Source organism: Stenotrophomonas sp. YJH_SMC_43, assembly GCF_059372535.1.
On sequence record NZ_JCAFVQ010000002.1, the window covers coordinates 748,771 to 766,093 of the forward strand.

At 64.7% G+C, this 17,323-nt stretch carries 26 protein-coding genes, 3 tRNA genes, 1 pseudogene and 1 riboswitch; of the genes and pseudogenes, 13 read left to right on the forward strand and 17 right to left on the reverse strand.

Going from position 1 to position 17,323, the window contains the following annotated elements; genetic code table 11:
- Positions 1-13 precede the first annotated feature (13 nt).
- Both AC5QAH_RS09770 and AC5QAH_RS09775 read right to left on the reverse strand, forming a co-directional pair.
- Positions 14-442 (reverse strand): hypothetical protein, encoded by a 429-nt coding sequence (locus AC5QAH_RS09770; protein WP_049455307.1) that lies wholly within the window; start codon positions 440-442, stop codon positions 14-16.
- A complete protein-coding gene (locus AC5QAH_RS09775) occupies positions 435-836 on the reverse strand; it encodes a hypothetical protein (RefSeq protein WP_010486061.1) in 402 nt (133 codons plus the stop codon). The genes AC5QAH_RS09770 and AC5QAH_RS09775 overlap by 8 nt, the downstream gene beginning before the upstream one ends.
- Positions 837-966: 130 nt before the next feature.
- On the opposite strand from AC5QAH_RS09775, the gene AC5QAH_RS09780 reads away from it, so the two are divergent.
- From AC5QAH_RS09780 to AC5QAH_RS09790, 3 genes are all read left to right on the forward strand, one after another.
- A tRNA-Gly gene (locus tag AC5QAH_RS09780) sits at positions 967-1,042 on the forward strand.
- Between the two features lie 142 nt (positions 1,043-1,184).
- A tRNA-Gly gene (locus AC5QAH_RS09785) sits at positions 1,185-1,260 on the forward strand.
- 66 nt (positions 1,261-1,326) lie between these two features.
- Positions 1,327-1,400, forward strand: a tRNA-Cys gene (locus AC5QAH_RS09790).
- Between the two features lie 72 nt (positions 1,401-1,472).
- On the opposite strand, the gene AC5QAH_RS09795 is transcribed toward AC5QAH_RS09790, so the two are convergent.
- Positions 1,473-1,931: an NUDIX hydrolase gene (locus AC5QAH_RS09795; protein WP_029380061.1), complete on the reverse strand. Its 459-nt coding sequence runs from the start codon at positions 1,929-1,931 to the stop codon at positions 1,473-1,475.
- A 57-nt stretch (positions 1,932-1,988) separates the two neighbouring features.
- Here AC5QAH_RS09795 and AC5QAH_RS09800 point away from each other — a divergent pair, with 57 nt between their 5' ends.
- Together AC5QAH_RS09800 and AC5QAH_RS09805 are read left to right on the forward strand one after the other, a co-directional pair.
- Positions 1,989-2,387, forward strand: a complete 399-nt coding sequence (locus tag AC5QAH_RS09800) for a GNAT family N-acetyltransferase (protein WP_010486059.1) — start codon at positions 1,989-1,991, stop codon at positions 2,385-2,387.
- Between the two features lie 154 nt (positions 2,388-2,541).
- Positions 2,542-3,072 (forward strand): GNAT family N-acetyltransferase, encoded by a 531-nt coding sequence (locus AC5QAH_RS09805; RefSeq protein WP_224329178.1) that lies wholly within the window; start codon positions 2,542-2,544, stop codon positions 3,070-3,072.
- A 4-nt stretch (positions 3,073-3,076) separates the two neighbouring features.
- On the opposite strand, the gene AC5QAH_RS09810 is transcribed toward AC5QAH_RS09805, so the two are convergent.
- Positions 3,077-3,718, reverse strand: coding sequence for a flavin reductase family protein (locus tag AC5QAH_RS09810; RefSeq protein WP_010486057.1), 642 nt, complete (start codon positions 3,716-3,718; stop codon positions 3,077-3,079).
- 105 nt (positions 3,719-3,823) lie between these two features.
- On the opposite strand from AC5QAH_RS09810, the gene AC5QAH_RS09815 reads away from it, so the two are divergent.
- Together AC5QAH_RS09815 and AC5QAH_RS09820 are read left to right on the forward strand one after the other, a co-directional pair.
- Positions 3,824-4,528, forward strand: coding sequence for an ArsR/SmtB family transcription factor (locus tag AC5QAH_RS09815; protein ID WP_010486056.1), 705 nt, complete (start codon positions 3,824-3,826; stop codon positions 4,526-4,528).
- A gap of 123 nt (positions 4,529-4,651) precedes the next feature.
- On the forward strand, positions 4,652-4,921 hold the full coding sequence (locus AC5QAH_RS09820) for a hypothetical protein (protein WP_029380059.1): 270 nt from the start codon (positions 4,652-4,654) through the stop codon (positions 4,919-4,921).
- Positions 4,922-4,936: 15 nt separating this feature from the next.
- On the opposite strand, the gene AC5QAH_RS09825 is transcribed toward AC5QAH_RS09820, so the two are convergent.
- The 3 genes from AC5QAH_RS09825 to AC5QAH_RS09835 form a co-directional block, all read right to left on the reverse strand.
- Positions 4,937-5,701: a thioesterase family protein gene (locus AC5QAH_RS09825; RefSeq protein ID WP_495232280.1), complete on the reverse strand. Its 765-nt coding sequence runs from the start codon at positions 5,699-5,701 to the stop codon at positions 4,937-4,939.
- Between the two features lie 118 nt (positions 5,702-5,819).
- A complete protein-coding gene (locus AC5QAH_RS09830; RefSeq protein WP_043402170.1) occupies positions 5,820-6,020 on the reverse strand; it encodes a hypothetical protein in 201 nt (66 codons plus the stop codon).
- A gap of 90 nt (positions 6,021-6,110) precedes the next feature.
- The gene (locus AC5QAH_RS09835; RefSeq protein WP_125438103.1) at positions 6,111-7,184 is read right to left on the reverse strand and encodes an alpha/beta hydrolase family protein; all 1,074 of its coding nucleotides are present in this window, start codon (positions 7,182-7,184) and stop codon (positions 6,111-6,113) included.
- A 261-nt stretch (positions 7,185-7,445) separates the two neighbouring features.
- Here AC5QAH_RS09835 and AC5QAH_RS09840 point away from each other — a divergent pair, with 261 nt between their 5' ends.
- A complete protein-coding gene (locus AC5QAH_RS09840; protein WP_495232281.1) occupies positions 7,446-7,952 on the forward strand; it encodes a P-loop nucleotide/nucleoside kinase family protein in 507 nt (168 codons plus the stop codon).
- A gap of 18 nt (positions 7,953-7,970) precedes the next feature.
- Here AC5QAH_RS09840 and AC5QAH_RS09845 read toward each other — a convergent pair whose 3' ends face one another.
- Positions 7,971-8,465, reverse strand: a complete 495-nt coding sequence (locus AC5QAH_RS09845) for a DUF6265 family protein (protein WP_010486050.1) — start codon at positions 8,463-8,465, stop codon at positions 7,971-7,973.
- Positions 8,466-8,599: 134 nt separating this feature from the next.
- Here AC5QAH_RS09845 and AC5QAH_RS09850 point away from each other — a divergent pair, with 134 nt between their 5' ends.
- Positions 8,600-9,433, forward strand: a complete 834-nt coding sequence (locus AC5QAH_RS09850) for an AraC family transcriptional regulator (protein WP_010486049.1) — start codon at positions 8,600-8,602, stop codon at positions 9,431-9,433.
- 4 nt (positions 9,434-9,437) lie between these two features.
- On the opposite strand, the gene crcB is transcribed toward AC5QAH_RS09850, so the two are convergent.
- Both crcB and AC5QAH_RS09860 read right to left on the reverse strand, forming a co-directional pair.
- Complete coding sequence (crcB, locus tag AC5QAH_RS09855; protein ID WP_005412844.1) at positions 9,438-9,830, reverse strand: fluoride efflux transporter CrcB; 393 nt, start codon at positions 9,828-9,830, stop codon at positions 9,438-9,440.
- An 82-nt stretch (positions 9,831-9,912) separates the two neighbouring features.
- A riboswitch (Fluoride riboswitch) is annotated at positions 9,913-9,976 on the reverse strand.
- A gap of 22 nt (positions 9,977-9,998) precedes the next feature.
- A complete protein-coding gene (locus tag AC5QAH_RS09860; protein WP_010486043.1) occupies positions 9,999-10,400 on the reverse strand; it encodes a transcriptional regulator in 402 nt (133 codons plus the stop codon).
- A gap of 111 nt (positions 10,401-10,511) precedes the next feature.
- Here AC5QAH_RS09860 and AC5QAH_RS09865 point away from each other — a divergent pair, with 111 nt between their 5' ends.
- Together AC5QAH_RS09865 and AC5QAH_RS09870 are read left to right on the forward strand one after the other, a co-directional pair.
- Complete coding sequence (locus AC5QAH_RS09865; RefSeq protein WP_495232282.1) at positions 10,512-10,721, forward strand: helix-turn-helix domain-containing protein; 210 nt, start codon at positions 10,512-10,514, stop codon at positions 10,719-10,721.
- Between the two features lie 353 nt (positions 10,722-11,074).
- Complete coding sequence (locus AC5QAH_RS09870; protein ID WP_019337197.1) at positions 11,075-11,311, forward strand: hypothetical protein; 237 nt, start codon at positions 11,075-11,077, stop codon at positions 11,309-11,311.
- Between the two features lies 1 nt (position 11,312).
- Here AC5QAH_RS09870 and AC5QAH_RS09875 read toward each other — a convergent pair whose 3' ends face one another.
- A complete protein-coding gene (locus AC5QAH_RS09875) occupies positions 11,313-12,362 on the reverse strand; it encodes a 4Fe-4S dicluster domain-containing protein (protein WP_029380057.1) in 1,050 nt (349 codons plus the stop codon).
- The gene (locus AC5QAH_RS09880; RefSeq protein WP_010486039.1) at positions 12,359-12,646 is read right to left on the reverse strand and encodes a hypothetical protein; all 288 of its coding nucleotides are present in this window, start codon (positions 12,644-12,646) and stop codon (positions 12,359-12,361) included. Before AC5QAH_RS09880 ends, AC5QAH_RS09875 begins: the two co-directional genes overlap by 4 nt.
- A 179-nt stretch (positions 12,647-12,825) precedes the next feature.
- Here AC5QAH_RS09880 and AC5QAH_RS09885 point away from each other — a divergent pair, with 179 nt between their 5' ends.
- Together AC5QAH_RS09885 and hemN are read left to right on the forward strand one after the other, a co-directional pair.
- Entirely contained in the window at positions 12,826-13,266 is a 441-nt protein-coding gene (locus AC5QAH_RS09885; protein WP_029380056.1) for a group III truncated hemoglobin, read from the forward strand.
- Between the two features lie 44 nt (positions 13,267-13,310).
- The gene (hemN, locus tag AC5QAH_RS09890) at positions 13,311-14,720 is read left to right on the forward strand and encodes an oxygen-independent coproporphyrinogen III oxidase (RefSeq protein WP_272774020.1); all 1,410 of its coding nucleotides are present in this window, start codon (positions 13,311-13,313) and stop codon (positions 14,718-14,720) included.
- 173 nt (positions 14,721-14,893) lie between these two features.
- On the opposite strand, the gene AC5QAH_RS09895 is transcribed toward hemN, so the two are convergent.
- From AC5QAH_RS09895 to AC5QAH_RS09915, 5 genes and pseudogenes are all read right to left on the reverse strand, one after another.
- On the reverse strand, positions 14,894-15,823 hold the full coding sequence (locus AC5QAH_RS09895) for a tyrosine-type recombinase/integrase (RefSeq protein ID WP_313470789.1): 930 nt from the start codon (positions 15,821-15,823) through the stop codon (positions 14,894-14,896).
- 29 nt (positions 15,824-15,852) lie between these two features.
- Positions 15,853-16,014: pseudogene (locus AC5QAH_RS09900) on the reverse strand (helix-turn-helix domain-containing protein); the annotation flags it as partial.
- On the reverse strand, positions 16,001-16,372 hold the full coding sequence (locus AC5QAH_RS09905) for a DUF2493 domain-containing protein (protein ID WP_313470791.1): 372 nt from the start codon (positions 16,370-16,372) through the stop codon (positions 16,001-16,003). The gene AC5QAH_RS09905 and the pseudogene AC5QAH_RS09900, both read right to left, overlap by 14 nt.
- Positions 16,359-16,604 (reverse strand): hypothetical protein, encoded by a 246-nt coding sequence (locus AC5QAH_RS09910; RefSeq protein ID WP_313470792.1) that lies wholly within the window; start codon positions 16,602-16,604, stop codon positions 16,359-16,361. The genes AC5QAH_RS09905 and AC5QAH_RS09910 overlap by 14 nt, the downstream gene beginning before the upstream one ends.
- Positions 16,601-16,975 carry a hypothetical protein gene (locus tag AC5QAH_RS09915; RefSeq protein WP_495232283.1) on the reverse strand — a complete coding sequence of 125 codons (375 nt, stop codon included), beginning with the start codon at positions 16,973-16,975 and terminating at the stop codon, positions 16,601-16,603. Before AC5QAH_RS09915 ends, AC5QAH_RS09910 begins: the two co-directional genes overlap by 4 nt.
- Positions 16,976-17,323: the final 348 nt, after the last annotated feature.

The following is a 17,323-nucleotide window of genomic DNA, read 5'->3' on the forward strand; positions in this document are numbered from 1 at the left end:
GGGGTGGGGCCGTCTATGGGCCCTTTCGATGCCTCAGTGTCCGCCACGCGCTCACCGCCGACACCGCGCACAGCGCCAGCAGCAGGCCCACGTCCAGCAGCAGCAACCACAGCAGATGCATGCCGTGCACGGGTGGCTGGTGCATGGCCGACAGCATCCACGGTACCGACCACGCCAGCAGCAGAACGAAGGCGATCAGCAGGCGCAGCCACAGTCGTTTCAGTCTCCAGGGCCGCACGATCAAGGCGGCTACCACCAGTTCAACCGTACCCAGCAACGCGAACACGATGACGGTGCTGGTCGGGTAGGGCAGCTCGGCGCCTTCCAGGTGATGCAGCAGCCAGTAGTCCGGGGTGAAGCCGGCATTGACCAGCGCGGCGATCAGCGCCAGCCAGGTGAGCGCGACCAGCAGCCAGAACAGGCGGACGTAGCGTCTAGGCATCGGCGGTGCCCGTGGTGGTGGGCAAGTGGCTACGTGATGCATGGCGCACGGATATGGCGATCGCGGCCAGTGCCAGCAGGCCGGGCCCGACCGTGAAGTACAGCAGACGCAGCGGGTGGTTGTGCATCAGTGTCCAGGTTGCGAATGCCAAGGGAATGGCCAGCACCAGCAGCTTGGCGAAGAGCGGCCGCAGCACTGCGATCAGCGGCTGCGCGCCAATGAACATCCAGAACAGATAAAACTGGGCGATGCCCAGGCCGATGTCCCGATGGGAAGTGAAGCCGAAATGGTCGCGATACCCGTTCATTCCCAGTGGTATCAGTGCCCAGTACAGCAGGGCCACCAGCAGATGCAGCAGCAGGGCGATCAACAGGGGCGAGCCGCGAAGGAGCATGGGCGCAAGGGGCTGGGCGGGGCAGCGTACCTCAGTGCGGACGCCTGTGACCGCATGGTGTGAAGACTGTTGACGGCGTGAAGGAATTTGGACACAATAGCGCTCCTTCGACGCAGGTCGAACGGAATCTGCGGGAATAGCTCAGTTGGTAGAGCGCAACCTTGCCAAGGTTGAGGTCGCGAGTTCGAGTCTCGTTTCCCGCTCCAGATTCTACAGGGCCCCGGTAGGGGCCTTGTTTTTCTCCCGCCATGGCAAGGCGGGGCACGTTGGGCCACAAGGCTTTACGCGCAGTCAGAAAAGTGAAATCGCTGGTGTGTTTTCCGGATTTCCGGTAGCATGTCGGCTTACGCGGGAATAGCTCAGTTGGTAGAGCGCAACCTTGCCAAGGTTGAGGTCGCGAGTTCGAGTCTCGTTTCCCGCTCCATGTTCCGACAGGCCCCATCTTGGGGTTTTGTCTTGTCAGGGCTACGTTCCTGGCGTGAAGTACGTTGGCCTCATGGCAGAGTGGCTATGCACCGGATTGCAAATCCGTTTACAGCGGTTCGATTCCGCTTGAGGCCTCCAATTGAAAAGCCCTGACCTCGGTCAGGGCTTTTTGTTTGCCTGGATACCGGCACGCGCCCGGATCGATACCCGCTACAGCCGGGCCAGCGCCTGCACCGTGGCCTGCGTGAGCGGCTGGGGCAGAGCATCCAGCGCGAACCAGCCCAGCCCGGTCTGAACCCCCGGCTCTTGGATGGAGGCCTCGGCACCCGCAGCTGCCCGAGCCTCGAAGATCGGCGCGACCCAGTGCTGCGCGAGCGCAGGCTCGAAATGATCGGCCACGCACAGCAGGCGCAGCAGCGTCACTTCCAGCGCCGTTTCCTCGCGGATTTCGCGGACCACGGCGGCCTCCACCGTTTCCATCCAGTCGACTTTGCCGCCGGGCAGGCCCCAATGCCCGCGCTCCGGATCGCGTCCGCGCTGGATTAGCAGGATGCGGCCGTCGGCATCACGGACGACGGCGCCGCATCCAACGCGGGGAATCTGCAGTTCAGTCATGGCGGAGAAGGAGAATGAAAAAGGACGTTCCACATTCTTGCATGCACGCCGCATCAGTGGACCCGCGCTACGCTGGGCACCTGTGCATCAACAGCTTCACGAGGGTGTCGCATGCTTATCCGGCAACTCAGCGCTGAAGACGCCGAGATTCTCTGGCAAGCGCGGTTGCAGGCGCTTTGCGAGTCGCCTGCGGCGTTCCTGTCCACGCTGGCCGAGGCGCAGAATGACTCGGCGGAGGTGATGCGCGCCCAGCTTGCTGATCCCGGCACGCGCTACTTCGGCGCTTTCATCGACGGCATGCTTGCGGGCTTCCTGCGTTATGTACGCCCGATGCGAATGGCGCGACGGCATACGGCAAAAGTGCACAGTATCCACGTGGGCACCGACCATCGTGGCCAGGGTGTCGCCCGCCAGCTTCTTCTTGCAGCGTTCGCGGCTGCGCGCGCGGAAGGCATTGAATCGCTCTCCCTCACGGTGCTGGCGGACAATACTGCCGCGCGCGCTGTATGAATCGCTGGGCTTCAGCGCAATTGGCACAGAGCCGCGGGCAGTCAAACGCGCGGGCAGCTACGCGGTTATCGTCTCGTACTGGATCTCGCTGCACTGACGGTGAAATGTTGCCGCAGGCACGGTCATGTTTCCGTGGCACGATGAGGCTGGACACATGTTCCAGGAAGACAGGGCAATGCACGTTCAGGTATCCAGCAGGGAGCGCGTGGCGCCGGATCACCGTCACCAAGCGGAGGATCTGCTCCGCGAGGCGTTCCCGGACATGCAGGGCGACGGCTATGCCATCCCGGGGCCGGTCGCTCTGGTCCTGGCGATGGAAGGTGATCAGGTGGTCGCCCACCTCGCACTGTACGAACGCAACGTATTGCTGGACGGCGAGCCGGAACGCATAGGCTTGATCGGCGGCGTGGTGGTACGCGTTGACGTTCGCAGGAAGGGCATCGCGTCACGCTTGATCGAAGCTGCGCACGCCGAGTTGCGCCAACGCGGTATCGATTTCGCCGTGCTGTTCGCCCTGGATCATCGGCACTACGCCTCTGCGGGCTATGTGCCAATGCAGAACGAGACCTGCTTCATCGAAGACGGTCACGCGCGCCGTTTCGTCTATCGAGGCGGCATGGTGGCCGCGCTGGGGGAGCGCCGCTGGACCACGGCCTTGCTCGATCTGCAGGGCGAAACGGTCTAGAGAGCTAGACAGAAGCCCCCACGGGCGTCTCCGCGCGGAAGTTGCGCCCGACCGGTTCGCTTACGCCCAGGTAGTGGCGGAACAGGTAGATCAGCGGTTTCCAGTGCGCAACGTCGATGTGCTGGGTGCCCGCCACGGTGATCGCTTCGTGCGCATGCACGCAACGGATCCGTCCCTCAACGATCACGAAGCCCTGGCCGTCATCCTCGCCGGGCGGGTGCATCGCCATCACGCTGACTTCCACCTGCAGCGGGCACTCGGCAATCGCCTCTGGCGCGACGTGGGTGGAGGCGACTGCACTGAATCCACCCAGCGCGAACTTGTCGCGCACGTGCACGTAGCCCATCGCCTGTTTGGCAGTGGGCACCGGATCGCAGCCTGTCGCCCGCGCGATGGCCTCGACCTGTACGGCCTGCGCGGATGAGGGGAAGTTCAGTACACACTCGTTGCGCAACTGCAGGTTGCGATAGCCCTGACCCTGCACGCCGAGGCCCAGCACCACCCGGTTGCCCAAGGCCCAGAATGAAGACAACGGACTGATGTTGCTGCTGCCATCGTCGTTCAGCGTGGTCATCAGCAGCACCGGTGTGCCGGGATACAGGACCGAAGGGGTGATGCGGCGGCGGGGGATCGGAGCGGCTTTCACGGCAGGCCTTGCGCTATCGGGGTGTCCACTGTGCCGTGGCAGCGGGTGCCGATGCTTCGGCCTGCATCGAACTGTCGGCGCGCAACGGCGTGCCACAATGCGGGCATGGTCCACACCTCCGGTTCCCTTGTCAGCGTCGGTGCCCTGGTCGGTGACCAGGCGCGCGCGGCCATGCTGCTGCAGCTGATGGATGGGCGTGCGTATACCGCGACGGAGCTGGCTCGTGTGGCCGGAGTGACACCGCAGACGGCGAGCACGCATCTGCGCAGGCTGATTGAGGGCGATCTGCTGGTCGCCGTCGCGCAGGGGCGACACCGCTACCACCGGCTGGCCTCGCACGAGGTTGCCGACATGCTGGAGGGCATCCTGCGCGTTGCCGACCGCACGCCGTCCTGCACGGTTTCCGCATCACGCAGCATGCCGGCGTTGCGTCAGGCGCGGAGCTGCTATCGGCATCTGGCTGGCGTGCACGCAGTGGCGATCACCGACCGCTTGCTGGGGGCAGGACACCTGGTCCCGCACGAGGGGCATTGGCAGGTGAGTGTGGAGGGTGCAGCGTTCCTGCGGGAGCTTGGCCAGCCGCTGACTGAACTGTTGCGGCTTCCCGTGACGGTCAAGCCTGCACGCTATTGCCGAGGATGCCTGGATTGCACCGAGCGGCGCCCGCATCTGGCCGGGCTGGTCGGCGAGGCGATGCTGGACAGCTTCGTGAAGAACGATTGGCTTCGGCGGATTGAGGGCCGACGCGAACTGCGGCTGACGCAGCCGGGGCGCGAAGCACTGTGGAAGCGGTTCGGCCTGGCGACATAAGTGCCCTGCCAGTCTCATTCGCCCACGACATGGCAAGGCGCTATGGTCGAGTTCCAAGTCTTAGGGAGCTGCAATGGCGAGCAAGGACATGAACGATCGCGGCACGCTGGCGGTACGCCGGCAATGAGCAAATCTTCTGTGGAAGTACGTTGGCTGACGTTCCGGCTGATGAACGGCCAGTCGATTGGACCGGATCGACTGAAGGATGGATGGGTGATTGCTTCGGAGACCCGCCACTGCGGGGTGCGCCGCGAGTCCATCGAAGGCGCGGGCGTGGTTTACGCGCTGTATGCACCGGCCAACCTCGCCTCACCGCGGCGCGCGGAGATGCGCATGCGCGAATTCCTGATGAGCTCCGGCTACACCTTCACCATGGGCACGCTGGGCGGCTGACGCCGCCCGTTGGGATCACGGGCGCACGGTCAGTGCCTGGCCGAGCATGCCGATCGGACCGCGTGCATCGTGTAGCACCGTGCTGGTCAAGCCGAGACCCTGGTGGCCAAACGACACCGACGTATCGAAGCCCAGCCACTCGCCTTCGGGCATGCCGAACAGGTGCGCGGTCAGATCGAGGTTGGGGAAGGCGACCTCCTTCGGATCGGCGCGCACGGCCATGCCATTGGACAGATCGAACAGGGTGGCGGCACGGGCCAGTGGACTGACCGGCTCGCCGTCCAGCAGCGCATGCTTCGCGCGCGCCCAGTAGGTGGCACGGCCTGGCCCCTGATCGTGCCGGCGGATCTCCACGCTCTTGATGAATCCGCCTGGCCAGACCGTACCTGGATCCCATGCGGGCATTGATTCCGGCGGTGCAATGGCAGCGATCGGCGTGCCGGCGATGGCCTGCGTATCGTTCGGGCGCATCAACCATGCACGCACGCGCAGCGCCGGGCGATCGTCATGACGCAGCGTAGCTTCGACCAGTTCGATGGTGCGACCAGCGCGCAGCACCTGTACGTCGGTCTCCATCGCTTCGATCGGAATGGTGCCAAGGATGTCGTAGGACAGGCGTGCGATCAGGAAACCGTGCCCGCGCGCCGCGGTGTCGCGTTCCAGGTGGTGCGCCAGCAGTCCGATCGCAGGTGCGATGTGTTGTTCGCGGATGTTCCAGGCGCCGCCAGTGTGTTCGGTCGGCAGGTAGCGGGTGTCGCTCAGTCGTTCGAAGAAGGCCATCGTATGCGTTGTGTCAGCAGGGAACGGCGGCGGCAGGCATTGCACCGATCCCTGCATCGTAAGCGTTTGGCCGCATGGCGGGCTGAGCCGGCCCCCGAAGGAGCCGGCCGGACACCGGTCAGGGCGACGGGCAGTCCATTTCACGGCACAGCTTGTACTCGGCCAGACACTGCTCGGAGGTCTTTCCCAATGGCCCATGGGTTGCACGCAGGCACTGTTCGTACCTCAGGGTGCAGAACTCGCAGGAGTCTGCGGCGAAGGCCAGGCCGGTCACGGCCATGCCAAGGAGCATCACGGTCTTCAAGGTCGTCTTGATCATCACGTCAGTCCTTTGTGTGCCCGTCAATGGGCCGGGCCACCATAGCAGCACTTGCTGGATGGTCCTGATGCGCTGCGGCACGCGGTGGTCTCAGTGCTGTACCGCCTTCAAGGCGTCGACCACCTGTGCTTCCGAAAAGCCACAATGCCCTTCGCCCACTGGCGGCAGCACGCGCGGCAATGGTCGCGCGCCAGCCCGTGCGGCCATCTGCGGATACACCGCCTGCATGTGCGGCACGATGGTGGGGTCGTTGTGGTTGAACTGGATCGCCAGCGGTCGCTTCACCGCGCCGGTCAATGCGAGCGCATTGCGGACATGCGCCTGCGCCGCAGGCACGGGATCGATGCGCTGCACGCCGGCATTGAACGCGGCGTCGTCACCGAATCCGCTGTACACCACACCAAGGTTGCCGACCGGCATGCCGCCGCTGCGCGTGGCCAGTTCATGCAGGACCAGCGCATGCAGGCTGATCGTGCCGGCCAGTGCATCAGCGGAGACCTGCAGCCGCTGCGCCAGCAACGCGGCGTGCAATGGATCGTGCTGCAGTGCATTGGCGATGCCCTGGTACAACTCGCCCTGTGGCAGCGCGGCGGCTTCGCGCGATGCCAACCCGGTGCCCGGCAGCCCCTTCGCCTTGGGGAAGAAATAATCGAACGCGACCAGCGTGGTCAGCAGGTCGGCCGCGATCTGTTCGCCACTGAGATTGGCACCGCACAGCGACACGCCACCGGCATAGTGCTGCGGGAAGCGCTCGAGGCTGCCAATGGTCACGGCACCGCCCATCGAGAATCCCAGCATCCAGGTGTGGCGCACATGCTTGAGTTCAGCCACTACCTGCTGGCGCAGGCGTTCCGTATCGGTAATCGCATCGGTCACCGCCCAGCCCTGGCTGGAGTATGCGCTCTGCGCGACGGCGTAACCGGCGCCCAGCAGCGCTGCCGTGCTGTCGTTGGCGGCCATCGGCGTGGTGCGCGGCACGCCCACGGGCTCATAGCCGTGGGCCAGCATCACCAGGTCGCCGTTCCAGTCTGCCGGTACATCCAACCGCCAGGGCGCGCCCTGCAGTTCGCCGCTGAGCATGCGTGCCGCCGTCGGCGGTGCAGCCAGCGATGTCATCCAGGGCAGCAGGCAGAGGGCAACAGTGCATCGAAGCAAGGGACGCATCGGGGTCATTCCATGCGGGAATGGCGCCGAGCATAGATGCCAACGAAACGTTGCGCGCGCTGCACTGCCGCAGGGGGTTGCGGGCCGAACAGGCGGCGCTCTACGCTGGCGGCATGGCCCTGCACAGCACCGCGTCGATTATCCGCATTCCTCACGGGAAGGCGGGGTAGCGCGCGGTCGTCACGGCCATGCAGCCCGCCCGGGAAGGCGGGCTGCACGCAGCGCTCTCCGGGGTAGATGAATCCACCAAGGAGAACGCAGATGCACGACTCTTCATCGAACGACCCTGCGCCGACCCTGCACCTGGTGTGTGGCAAGATCGGTGCCGGCAAATCCACCCTGTCTCAGCAGTTGGCATTGGCGCCGCGCCACGTATTGATCAGCGAAGACGCATGGCTGGCGGCGCTGTACCCGGGCGAAATCCATTCCATTGCCGACTATCTGCAGCGCGCAGCTACGTTGCGCACCGCGCTGGCCGATCATCTGCGTGCATTGCTGCAGGCGGGTGTTTCGGTGGTGCTCGATTTTCCATTCAATACGCCAGCCAGCCGCGCGTGGGCACGTGAAGTGTTCTCGCCGGCTGGCGCTGCACATCAACTGCATTTCCTCGATGTTGCCGACGACGTCTGCAAGGCGCGGCTGCGCGCGCGCAATGCACTCGGCGAGCATCCGTTCCAGGCCAGCGACGAGGAGTTCGCACAGATCACCCGCCACTTCGTGGCACCGGCCGCCGAAGAGGGCTTCGTGGTGATCCGCCATACGGCGTAGGACTGGGCGCGGTGCCGGTCAGGTCGCGGGCACCGGTCCACCGCAGGCGACGCGATGCATGGGAAAGTCCATTGCCTGCTTCGGATTGTCCTGCGCGATCTCGATGCGCGCATGCGCGCGCTGGTCGTCGAGGCGCCGATAGTGGATACGCTGCGGGAAGTCGTTGGCGGGATTCTCGAACACGGCTTCATTGCCATCGACCCGGGTGGCGTTGAAGTCTGTGGCGTTCTGGCCAGAGGGCAGGGCGGTCAGCACCAGGCGTCCATCATCGTGCTGGCGCAGCTGCATGAACTCGAAGCCCACCGTGCGGCCATCCCGCAGGGTGCGGCTGCTGCCGAACAGGGTGTTTCCAGCCAGGATGGACCACTGCTCGCCGGCACCGGCCGGCTGGCCATCAAGCTGCCAGCAACCGGCCAGCCAGGCCAGGTGTTCGATCTTCGAGGGTGAGGCGGACAGTGCGTGCGGGGCCGCGAGCAGCAGCGGCAACAGGGCCAAGGCGATGCGGAGCGACATCGGTGCCTCCATGCGCGGGAATGTGCGGCCTGTATAGCGCCCGGGGGATCACGCGGCCAGTGCCGTCCCTTCCAGTGCTGATTCCGATACGATCTGTCGCATTGAGCCATTTTTGATTGACCCGGAGTCCCGCCATGGTCGACCGCCTCGCCATCCTTCTTGAACGCTTCGCGGTCACGGCTTCGGTGTTCCATGCCGGCGCGCTGTGCGGCATCAACACGCTGGAGGGTGAGGATGAGGCGGGTCAGTTGCACCTGGTGCGGCGCGGGCCGCTGCAGGTCAGTCACGGGCAGCAGACCGTGCAGGTCGAAGTGCCGAGCCTGCTGCTGTATCCGCGGCCGATGCCACATCGCTTCAGTACCGACCCGCAGCAGGGCGCCGACATGGCCTGCGCCAACCTGCATTTCGAGGGCGGACGGCTCAATCCGATCAGTGCTGCGCTGCCCGATTTCATCTGCTTGCCGCTGGCCGACCTGTATGGAGGCAACGCGGCGCTGGAACTGCTGTTCGAAGAGGCGTTCGAGCAGCGCTGCGGGCGGGCAGCGATGGTCAACCGGCTGTTCGAGGTGGTGATGATCCAGGTGCTGCGCCAGCTGATGGAAGGTGGCGAGATGCGCGGCGGCCTGTTCGCCGGGCTGGGTCATCCGCGGCTGCGGCTGGCATTGGTGGCGATGCATGAAGCGCCCGCACAGTCCTGGACCCTGGAAGACCTGGCCGAGGTCGCCGGCATGTCACGCAGCGTGTTCGCCGCCAGCTTCCGCGAGGCGATGGGCACCACGCCAGGCCAGTACCTGCAGGGGTGGCGGGTTGGGCTCGCGCAACAGGCGCTGCGGCAGGGGCGGCCGCTGAAGCGGATCGCCGACGAAGTGGGCTATGGCAGCGAAGCGGCGTTGTCGCGCGCGTTCAAGGCGCATACCGGGCAGTCGCCACGGGAATGGCGCGGGCAGGCGCGGGCCAGCGCGGCCTGATCGGTCAGCCCAGCACCAGCCGGGCGAGCTTCATGCCACCGAACAGACCGGCAAGGCCCAGCGCCACCGAGCCACCGGCATACAGTGCCGCCAGCCCATGCTGGCCACGCTGCAGCAGCAGGCCGATCTCCAGCGCGTAGGTGGAAAACGTGGTGTAGCCGCCGAGGATGCCGGTGGCCAGCAGCAGGCGCAGCTGCGGCGAGGCGCCATTGCGCATGGCGAAGACCTCGACCACCACGCCCATCAGCAGCGCACCGCTGATGTTGATCAGGAAGGTCGACCAGGGCCACGGACTGCCGACCGCCACCCGCGCGCCGATCAGGTTGCAGGCGTGGCGCAGGCAGGCGCCGATGCCGCCGCCGACGAAGACCAGGAAATAATTGTTCAATGCTTGCATGGCGTGCCTCGAATGCGGGTTCGCAGGGTCAATGGCGAACGCCGAGGGCAGGCACGACCTGCCGTCGACGAACACCGGGTTCGTCCTGGCAGGAGCCATCAGCCTTCTCAGGCGGTTATCGGGGGAGCCCCATCCCCATCGCGGTCCATGCTACCAGCGGCGGTGCATTCACGTCATCGAGGTCGTCAGAACGCGAGCCACCTTGCTGCGGCTGAAGCCATCCATCAGCAGTTCGAACGCGAGCAGATCCAGCGCCGCATGGCGGCGGTGGTCGATCTCCAGCCCGTTCTCGGCCACCAGATGGCTGACCAGCTCGTAGGCGTCCTGCCAGACATCCAGATGGGCCTGGCTGGGGATGTAGGCACTGCCGGGCTCACCGACGCCGAGCCCGCTGACCCCGTACAGCAGCTCGCGGGCGTCCAGCTTGGCCGCATCTGCGATGCGGAACAGCTGTTCGGCTTTCACGTGCGAGGCGCTCACGTGATCGTTGAGCCAGTTGCTGATGGTTGCTGTCGTTGATTTGGCGGCGCGTGCCAGATCGGCCGGGCGTGGGTGCCCGGCTTTCTTCATGGCTGCCGCGAGTCGTTGGCCGAGAGTATTCATCTATGCAAGCCAGCTTAACGCGTGGATTGCGAAGAAGCCTTGTCGCAAGAATCAGTCTGGTTAACAGAAGGACCGACCGTGACCGAATTCTGGAGCAAGCGGCAGGTGCGCACCCGGCTGGGATTCCGCACCGACGCCGAACTGGCACGCTTCTTTGGCATAAGCCGTTCCGCAGTGTCGCAATGGCCGAGGGACTTCCCGATTCCGGCCCTGCGGCAATACATCCTGCATCAGCGCTATCCGAACCTGTTCCCCACGACAGAAGCGCCGGCGGGCGAATCCATCTGACTTGCGCCGCCTTTTGTCGCATCTAGCACGCTAAGCGCCTTTTGCTAAGTATGCTTAGCAAAATAGGTAAGATCGATCGATCTGAGAATCACAATTGGCGCCATCTACTGGAGGTGTCGGTTCCTGGGTCCCGCTTACTGTCGGCTTCACCCCATCCGGGGGGGCCGGGTCCCCGTATGTAGTTTCGTGAACGATTAATAATTTCAATCACGAAAGTCGCTGCATGTAATTGACCTGTCGTGAAATCTATGACTAATTGGAGTCAACCAAGCGTGAAGCCTGGGAGTCTTTCAGTAGCACGCAAGTGAGTCGGTAGACCGTCAACAATGCAGAACAAGTCCAACGGAGGTCGTATGGAATACGGCATGCATGGCTTGGCTGAACGGGTACGCCGCGAACTGGAAGCCAGTTACCACAAACACGGATGCGGTCCGGCGTTCTGGGATACCTACCAGCAGGTGCTGGACCGTCTGGTCCCGCAGGGGACCGAGCGTACCGAAGTCACCAACGAAATGGCGCTGATCATCGAGCAGCTTGGCATCGTCCGGCGTGCGCAGCTTGTGCCGCCGCACGCCAACGGGTCGCGTTGATTCAGAGCAGGCGCCAGGCGCCGCAGGCAAGCAGCGCCAGCAACAAGGACAGCAGGGCCAGGGTCCGGGGTCGCCACAGGCGCTTCGGTTGTCCAGCCATCGCCTGCGGACTGCAGTAGCGCACCAGCCCCGGACCGAAACCGGCCCGGTGCTGTTGTTGTGCGCAGGCCTCCAGGCAGGCGCCGCAGGCCAGGCAATCGGCCTGCGGCCCCTGGCGGATGTCCAGCTGCATCGGGCAGGCGCTGACACAAGCAGCGCAGTCGATGCAGTCACCGAGGCGGTCGGCGCTGAAGGTCGGCATCGGTCCGGCCAGCAGCGGATGCGCGGCGCGGAATACGTAGTCCTGCGCAGTGGTCGGGTCGAGCAGGCCGCGGCCACGGCCCAGTACTCCGCCAAGCCCGGACGGACGTGGCCCGCGCGGCTCACCGCGACGGGCGTCGTACAGCATGCGCGGTGTGTGCGGATCGGTCAGCAGCGGCTGCATGCGTGCGAACGGGCACAGCGAGCGGCAGACCTGCTCGCGCAGGAAACCGGCATTGCCCCAGGTCGCGGCTGCATAGAACAGCACCCAGAAGGTTTCCCAGCGGCTCCAGCCGGCGTGGGGCGCAGCGGTCACCAGTTCGGCGATGGGACTGAACAGGCCGACGAAGGTAACGCCGGTCCACACGGATAGCAGTCCCCAGGCCAGCTGGGTGGCCGGGCGTACAGCAGGTGCAGGCAGCATGCGGGCCGCGCTGCGGGCGATCCCGTCGAAGGCGCGCCGCCACAGGGTCTGCGGGCAGGCATGGCCGCACCAGATGCGCCCCGCGAGGTGGGTAAGCAGCGCAAGGCCCACCGCCAGCACCGCCAGCAGTCCGATCAGCACGCCGGCGTCGCTGGGCCACAACGTCCAGCCAAACAGGTCGAATCGCCGCGCGTTGATGTCCAGCAACAGCGCCTGGCGACCCTCCCAGCGCAGCCACGGCAGTGCGTAGAACAGCGCCAGCAAGGCGGCGCTGAGCGTGCCGCGCCAGTGCCAGGGACGAGGGATCCGGGTGCAGGACGTACTCATCCCAGCGGCAGCTCGTCGTCGTCATCGCTCGGCATCGGCCGCTGCAGGTACCAGGTGACCGCGCTGGACAGTGCCGTCACCGACCAGAACATGAAGAATCCCGCCGTATAGCCCAGTTCGCGACTGATGGCCGTGCCCGGGAAACTGATGGCCTGCAGGCGCAACGGATCGACGAAGGCGAAGAACACCACGCTGGCAACGCCGGCGGCGATGAAGCTGGGCCAGAGGATGGCGCCCCACTGCTGGATCAGCCTCTGGCGGCGGTTGGGAGAAGGTCTGTTCATGCTGTCCCGGATCGAAAAGTGGGCGGCGCGTATACTTCGCCAAGGCTGGCGCGGCATCCGCAGGGCATGCTTCCTGCAAGCGTGCCAGCCTAGGTGCAGCGGACTGCGCCGACATTGATCTGGATCAACGGCGCTGCCGCCTGGGTGCGGCACACTGCCGGCACGCTTTGGGTACCCCGATGAACGCAACACCGCCGCCTGTCCTCCCCGTCGCCTCGCCCGGGTTGTGCACCGAGCAGGACGTGACCCGCCTGGTTCACGATTTCTATGCCCGCGTGCGTGAGGAAGAACGGCTGGGACCGGTGTTCGAGGCGCACGTCCACGATTGGCCTGAGCATCTGGCGCAGCTGGTCGACTTCTGGTCGGCGATGCTGCGCGGTACCCGCCGCTTCAAGGGCTCGCCGATGTCCAAGCACATGGCCATCGAGCTGGACAAGGACCTGTTCGACCGCTGGCTGGTGCTGTTCCGGATCACCACTGCCGAATGCAACAACCCGCCGATGCAGGAACTGGCCAACGACGTGGCCGCGCGCATCGGTGACACCTTCTGGAAGCGCTACCAGATGCTGCGCTGGCCGCAGGTGGGCCTGCCGGTGCTGGGGATCCCCGGCAAGGATTGATCTGGGTCAAGGCGGCGCAGGCCGCCCGGCGCGATGCTGGCGGCATGGACACGTTCTCTCCCGCCGCCGGTGGCCTGGCCTGGACCTTCGACCCCGACCTTCTGCGCCGGCACGACCGGCCGGGCCCGCGCTACACCTCGTATCCGACCGCGCCGCATTTCCATGATGGCTTCGACGCGCCGGCGCTGCGCCAGGCGATCTCCGACAGCAACCAGCTGGCCCGCGCGCTGTCGCTGTATGTGCATGTGCCGTTCTGTTCCAGCCCCTGCTTCTACTGCGGCTGCAACCGGGTGATCACCCGCGATCGCGGTCGTGGCCACAGTTACGTCTCGCGCGTGCTGGCCGAGGCCGACCTGTTGGCGCCGCAGTTCGATGACGGCCGCGAGGTGATCCAGCTGCACCTGGGCGGTGGTACGCCGAACTTCCTCGATGCCGAGGCGATGACCACGCTGGTGGAAGGGTTGCGCCGGCGCTTCGATTTCAGTGATTCGCCGCAGCGCGATTTCTCGATCGAACTCGATCCGCGCTTCATCGACACCCACGACATCGCCATGCTGGCGCGGCTGGGCTTCAACCGGGCCAGCCTGGGCGTGCAGGATTTCGACCCGCAGGTGCAGGAATCGATCAACCGCATACAGGGTGTGCAGCAGACGCTGGACATCCTGCGCGCCTGCCGCGACAGCGGCATGCGTTCGGTCAACGTCGACCTGATCTATGGCCTGCCGGGGCAGAGCCTGGAAGGATTCGGCCGCACCCTCGAACGGGTGCTGGCGCTTCGCCCGGATCGCCTGGCGGTGTATGGCTACGCGCATCTGCCGCATCTGTTCCGCGCGCAGAAGCAGATCGACGAAGGCCGCTTGCCTTCGCCGGAAGACAAGCTGGCGCTGCTGGGCCTGGCGGTGGAGAAGCTCTCCGCGGCTGGCTACCAGTACATCGGCATGGATCACTTCGCACTGCCGGAAGAGGATCTGTCGCGCGCACAGCGCGCCGGCCAGCTGCATCGCAACTTCATGGGCTATACCACCCACGCCGATACTGATCTGCTTGGCCTGGGCGTGAGTGCGATCAGCCACATCGGTGCCACCTACAGCCAGAATCCGCGCGATCTGCCGTCGTGGGAGGATGCGGTGGACCAAGGCCAGCTGCCGGTCTGGCGCGGCGTGGCGTTGAGTGCCGACGACCAGCTGCGTGCGGAACTGATCCAGCAGCTGATGTGCCAGGGCGAGGTGGATGGCGTGCTGCTGGGGCAGCGTCACGGTGTGGATTTCGAGCAGTACTTCGCCGAGGACCTGCGTTCGGTGCAGCGGCTGCAGGAAGACGGCCTGGCCGAATACCGCGATGGCGTGGTGCGTGCCAGCGAACCTGGGCGGCCATTGCTGCGGTTGCTGGCGATGTGCTTCGACCCGTACCTGCGTGCCGCACATGAGCAACCGCGTTACTCGCGGGCGATCTGAAGGTAGCGTGTGCTGCGCTCGCGTGGTGCCCGGAGCCGGAATCGAACCGGCATGGGGTTGCCCCCGGCGGATTTTAAGTCACACGAGTTCGACTAAGCTATTGATTGGTAAGTGACTGCTAACGAACAATTTTGATGATTCTGCATTGTTCGGTGCACAGCAAATGCACAGGATCAGGCCATCTTTCGGATGGCGTCTGACAGGTGTTCCGGCGACAGGTGAGCATAGCGCCGCGTCATCGCCATAGAGCTGTGCCCAAGCACCTCAGACACCGTGTGCAGGGGTACGCCAGCCTGCACCAACCATGAGGCGCAGGTGTGCCTCAGATCGTGCCAGCGGACGTGTTCCAAGCCACAAGCAGCACGTGCCTTTGCCCATGAATCCCGCACCTGATCGTCTGTAGCGCCCAGGGGGAGTCGCGCGGCAATCCCTGCCACCTTCGGGTGCAGCGGAACCAGTTGCAGCGTCCTTGTCTTGCTGCTTCGGTCTAGGTGAAGGAACCCGCCTCGCACCTCATGCGCAGTCAGGCGGAGCAAATGGCCCCGCCGAATCCCTGTGTAAGCAGCCAGCCGTACATAGTCGCCTGCCGCAGGGTTCGGGCAGGCGGATGCCAGCGCCTCAACCTGCTCAAGCGTGAGGAAAGTTTCGCGCGGCTTCTCTGGCAGCAACCCAATTGCCGCTGGCCGATCCAACCAGCCCCACTCGCGCCATGCCATTCTGCCGATCTGCCGCAGGATGCGCCCTTTGTGGTTGACCGTCGCCGGAGCTTTCCCAATCTCCGCAGCTTTGATCTCCGCCCACACCTGGGCAATTTCCTTCATCTTTCGCCCAGCCACATACGGCATCAGTGCACGCACGTGCGCCTTTGTCTTGGACTTTGATCGAAGGCGAGGAACATGGTCCGTCAGGAACCGTTCCACGCCATCGGCAATCATCCGTTCTGGCTCTCGACCAGCCTCAACGTCCTTGATCGCGGAGAGGTACTTTCGTTCGTACTCTTTCGCGTCTTTGTACGACCAGTGTCGAGAAGTCTTGCGATGCGTTCTTCCGCCGTGTCCGACTGTAACTTGATAGTGGCCATTGGCACGCTTGGTGACTGGCATTGGGTTTTTACCTTGCACTTGCCCAGCCATATGGCCAGGTCAACGGGATGGATTCGATCTGACTTTTTCCCCTGTCCTAGCCGACAGGCGGCCAATTCGCCAATGTCGATGGCTCGGCGAAGGGTCCGAGGATGGCAGGCGCAATGTTCAGCCGCCTGCGCCAGTGTCATCAATTTCTCAGCTGCTGACATCAGCAACCTCCATAACCGTCAAGCCAGCGTCTCGCGCCAGCTGCTTCATGTTCTCGGTGCCGCTCCCGCCAGGGAATGCCAGCACCCCATCGGGTCCAAGAGTCAGCATCGCTGCGTTTCGGATCGGTCCGGCTGCACGTCCACGCTTGGACCACACAGCCGGGACCGTGGCGCAGATGACTCCCCGGCGCCGCGCCCATTGCCTAGCCAGTGCATCGGCTCCGTTGGCGCCTCCCTCGATCAGGATCTTGACGCCGCGCTGCTTGTCGATCCGGTCCAGTGTGGCGAACACCAGCTCACGGTTGGCGTAATCCCGCCCGCCGCATACCAGCAGCTTCATGCCATCAGCCGCGCCCATCCGGCGCCTCCTGCTTGATCCAGTTGTTCCAGACGCCACGCGCCCATGCCACGGTGTAGAAGCAGCAGAGAACGACGATCCCCCACTGCTCGGCGGCTATGGCCGATGCGAACCAGAAGGGCTGGCCTGCCAGACCGAACAGGCATGCAAAGCGGCGGACGCGCTCACGCTTGGACTGCGTGAGCCAGATCGCGGTGAACCCGGTGAATGCAATAGCTGCCTGCACGATCACGGCTTCACCTCCGGGCGCGCGGCGAGCATGGCGGCCCAGCAGAGCCTTGCCTTGTGCCATCCCTGTTCGCAGCCGCTCATTGCTTCGAACGCCTCCCACTCATCCAGTGGAGTGAAGGGGAGCATCGGTCGGGACTCCGCACCATCGCCGAGCATTTCGTCAGTCGGCTCCACCGGAACCAGCACGTAGCCCTCGGGCGGAGTGAGGGCGGCGATGATGGCGGCATGGCATACGGCCATAATCGGGCCAAGCTGAGACCCGGCACGGATTTGTGCTACCAACTTGGCACGGATTTGTGCGGCCAACTTGTAACCTTCGATCTTTTCGATTTCCGCAGCCAGCAGCTCCCGCGCCCTCTGTTCAACGTTCATCGTCGGTCTCCTTCGGCTCTGTCAGCGACGTTCTCGTCCCCCATACCCCATACGTGCGAGTCCAGTACCACTCAAGCCAAACCCAGGTCCCACAATCGATGCGCTCGGGCAGAAATGCGAAGACGCGATGCCAAGTTTTGTTACGCCACCTCATCGTCGGTCTCCTTTCTATAAAGCGTGCGTGGTGCTTTATAGGAAGCAGCACTCGGCGCGCTGCTGATCGGCTTCCAGGTCATGCGGACTCTCCAACAAGCATTCCAGGAGGTCTACGCTTGAGCTGCGGATGAGCGCGTTTGCGATTCCCTGGGTCCCTCGGGTCAGGGCACGGGCAAGACTTCATGCATTCGG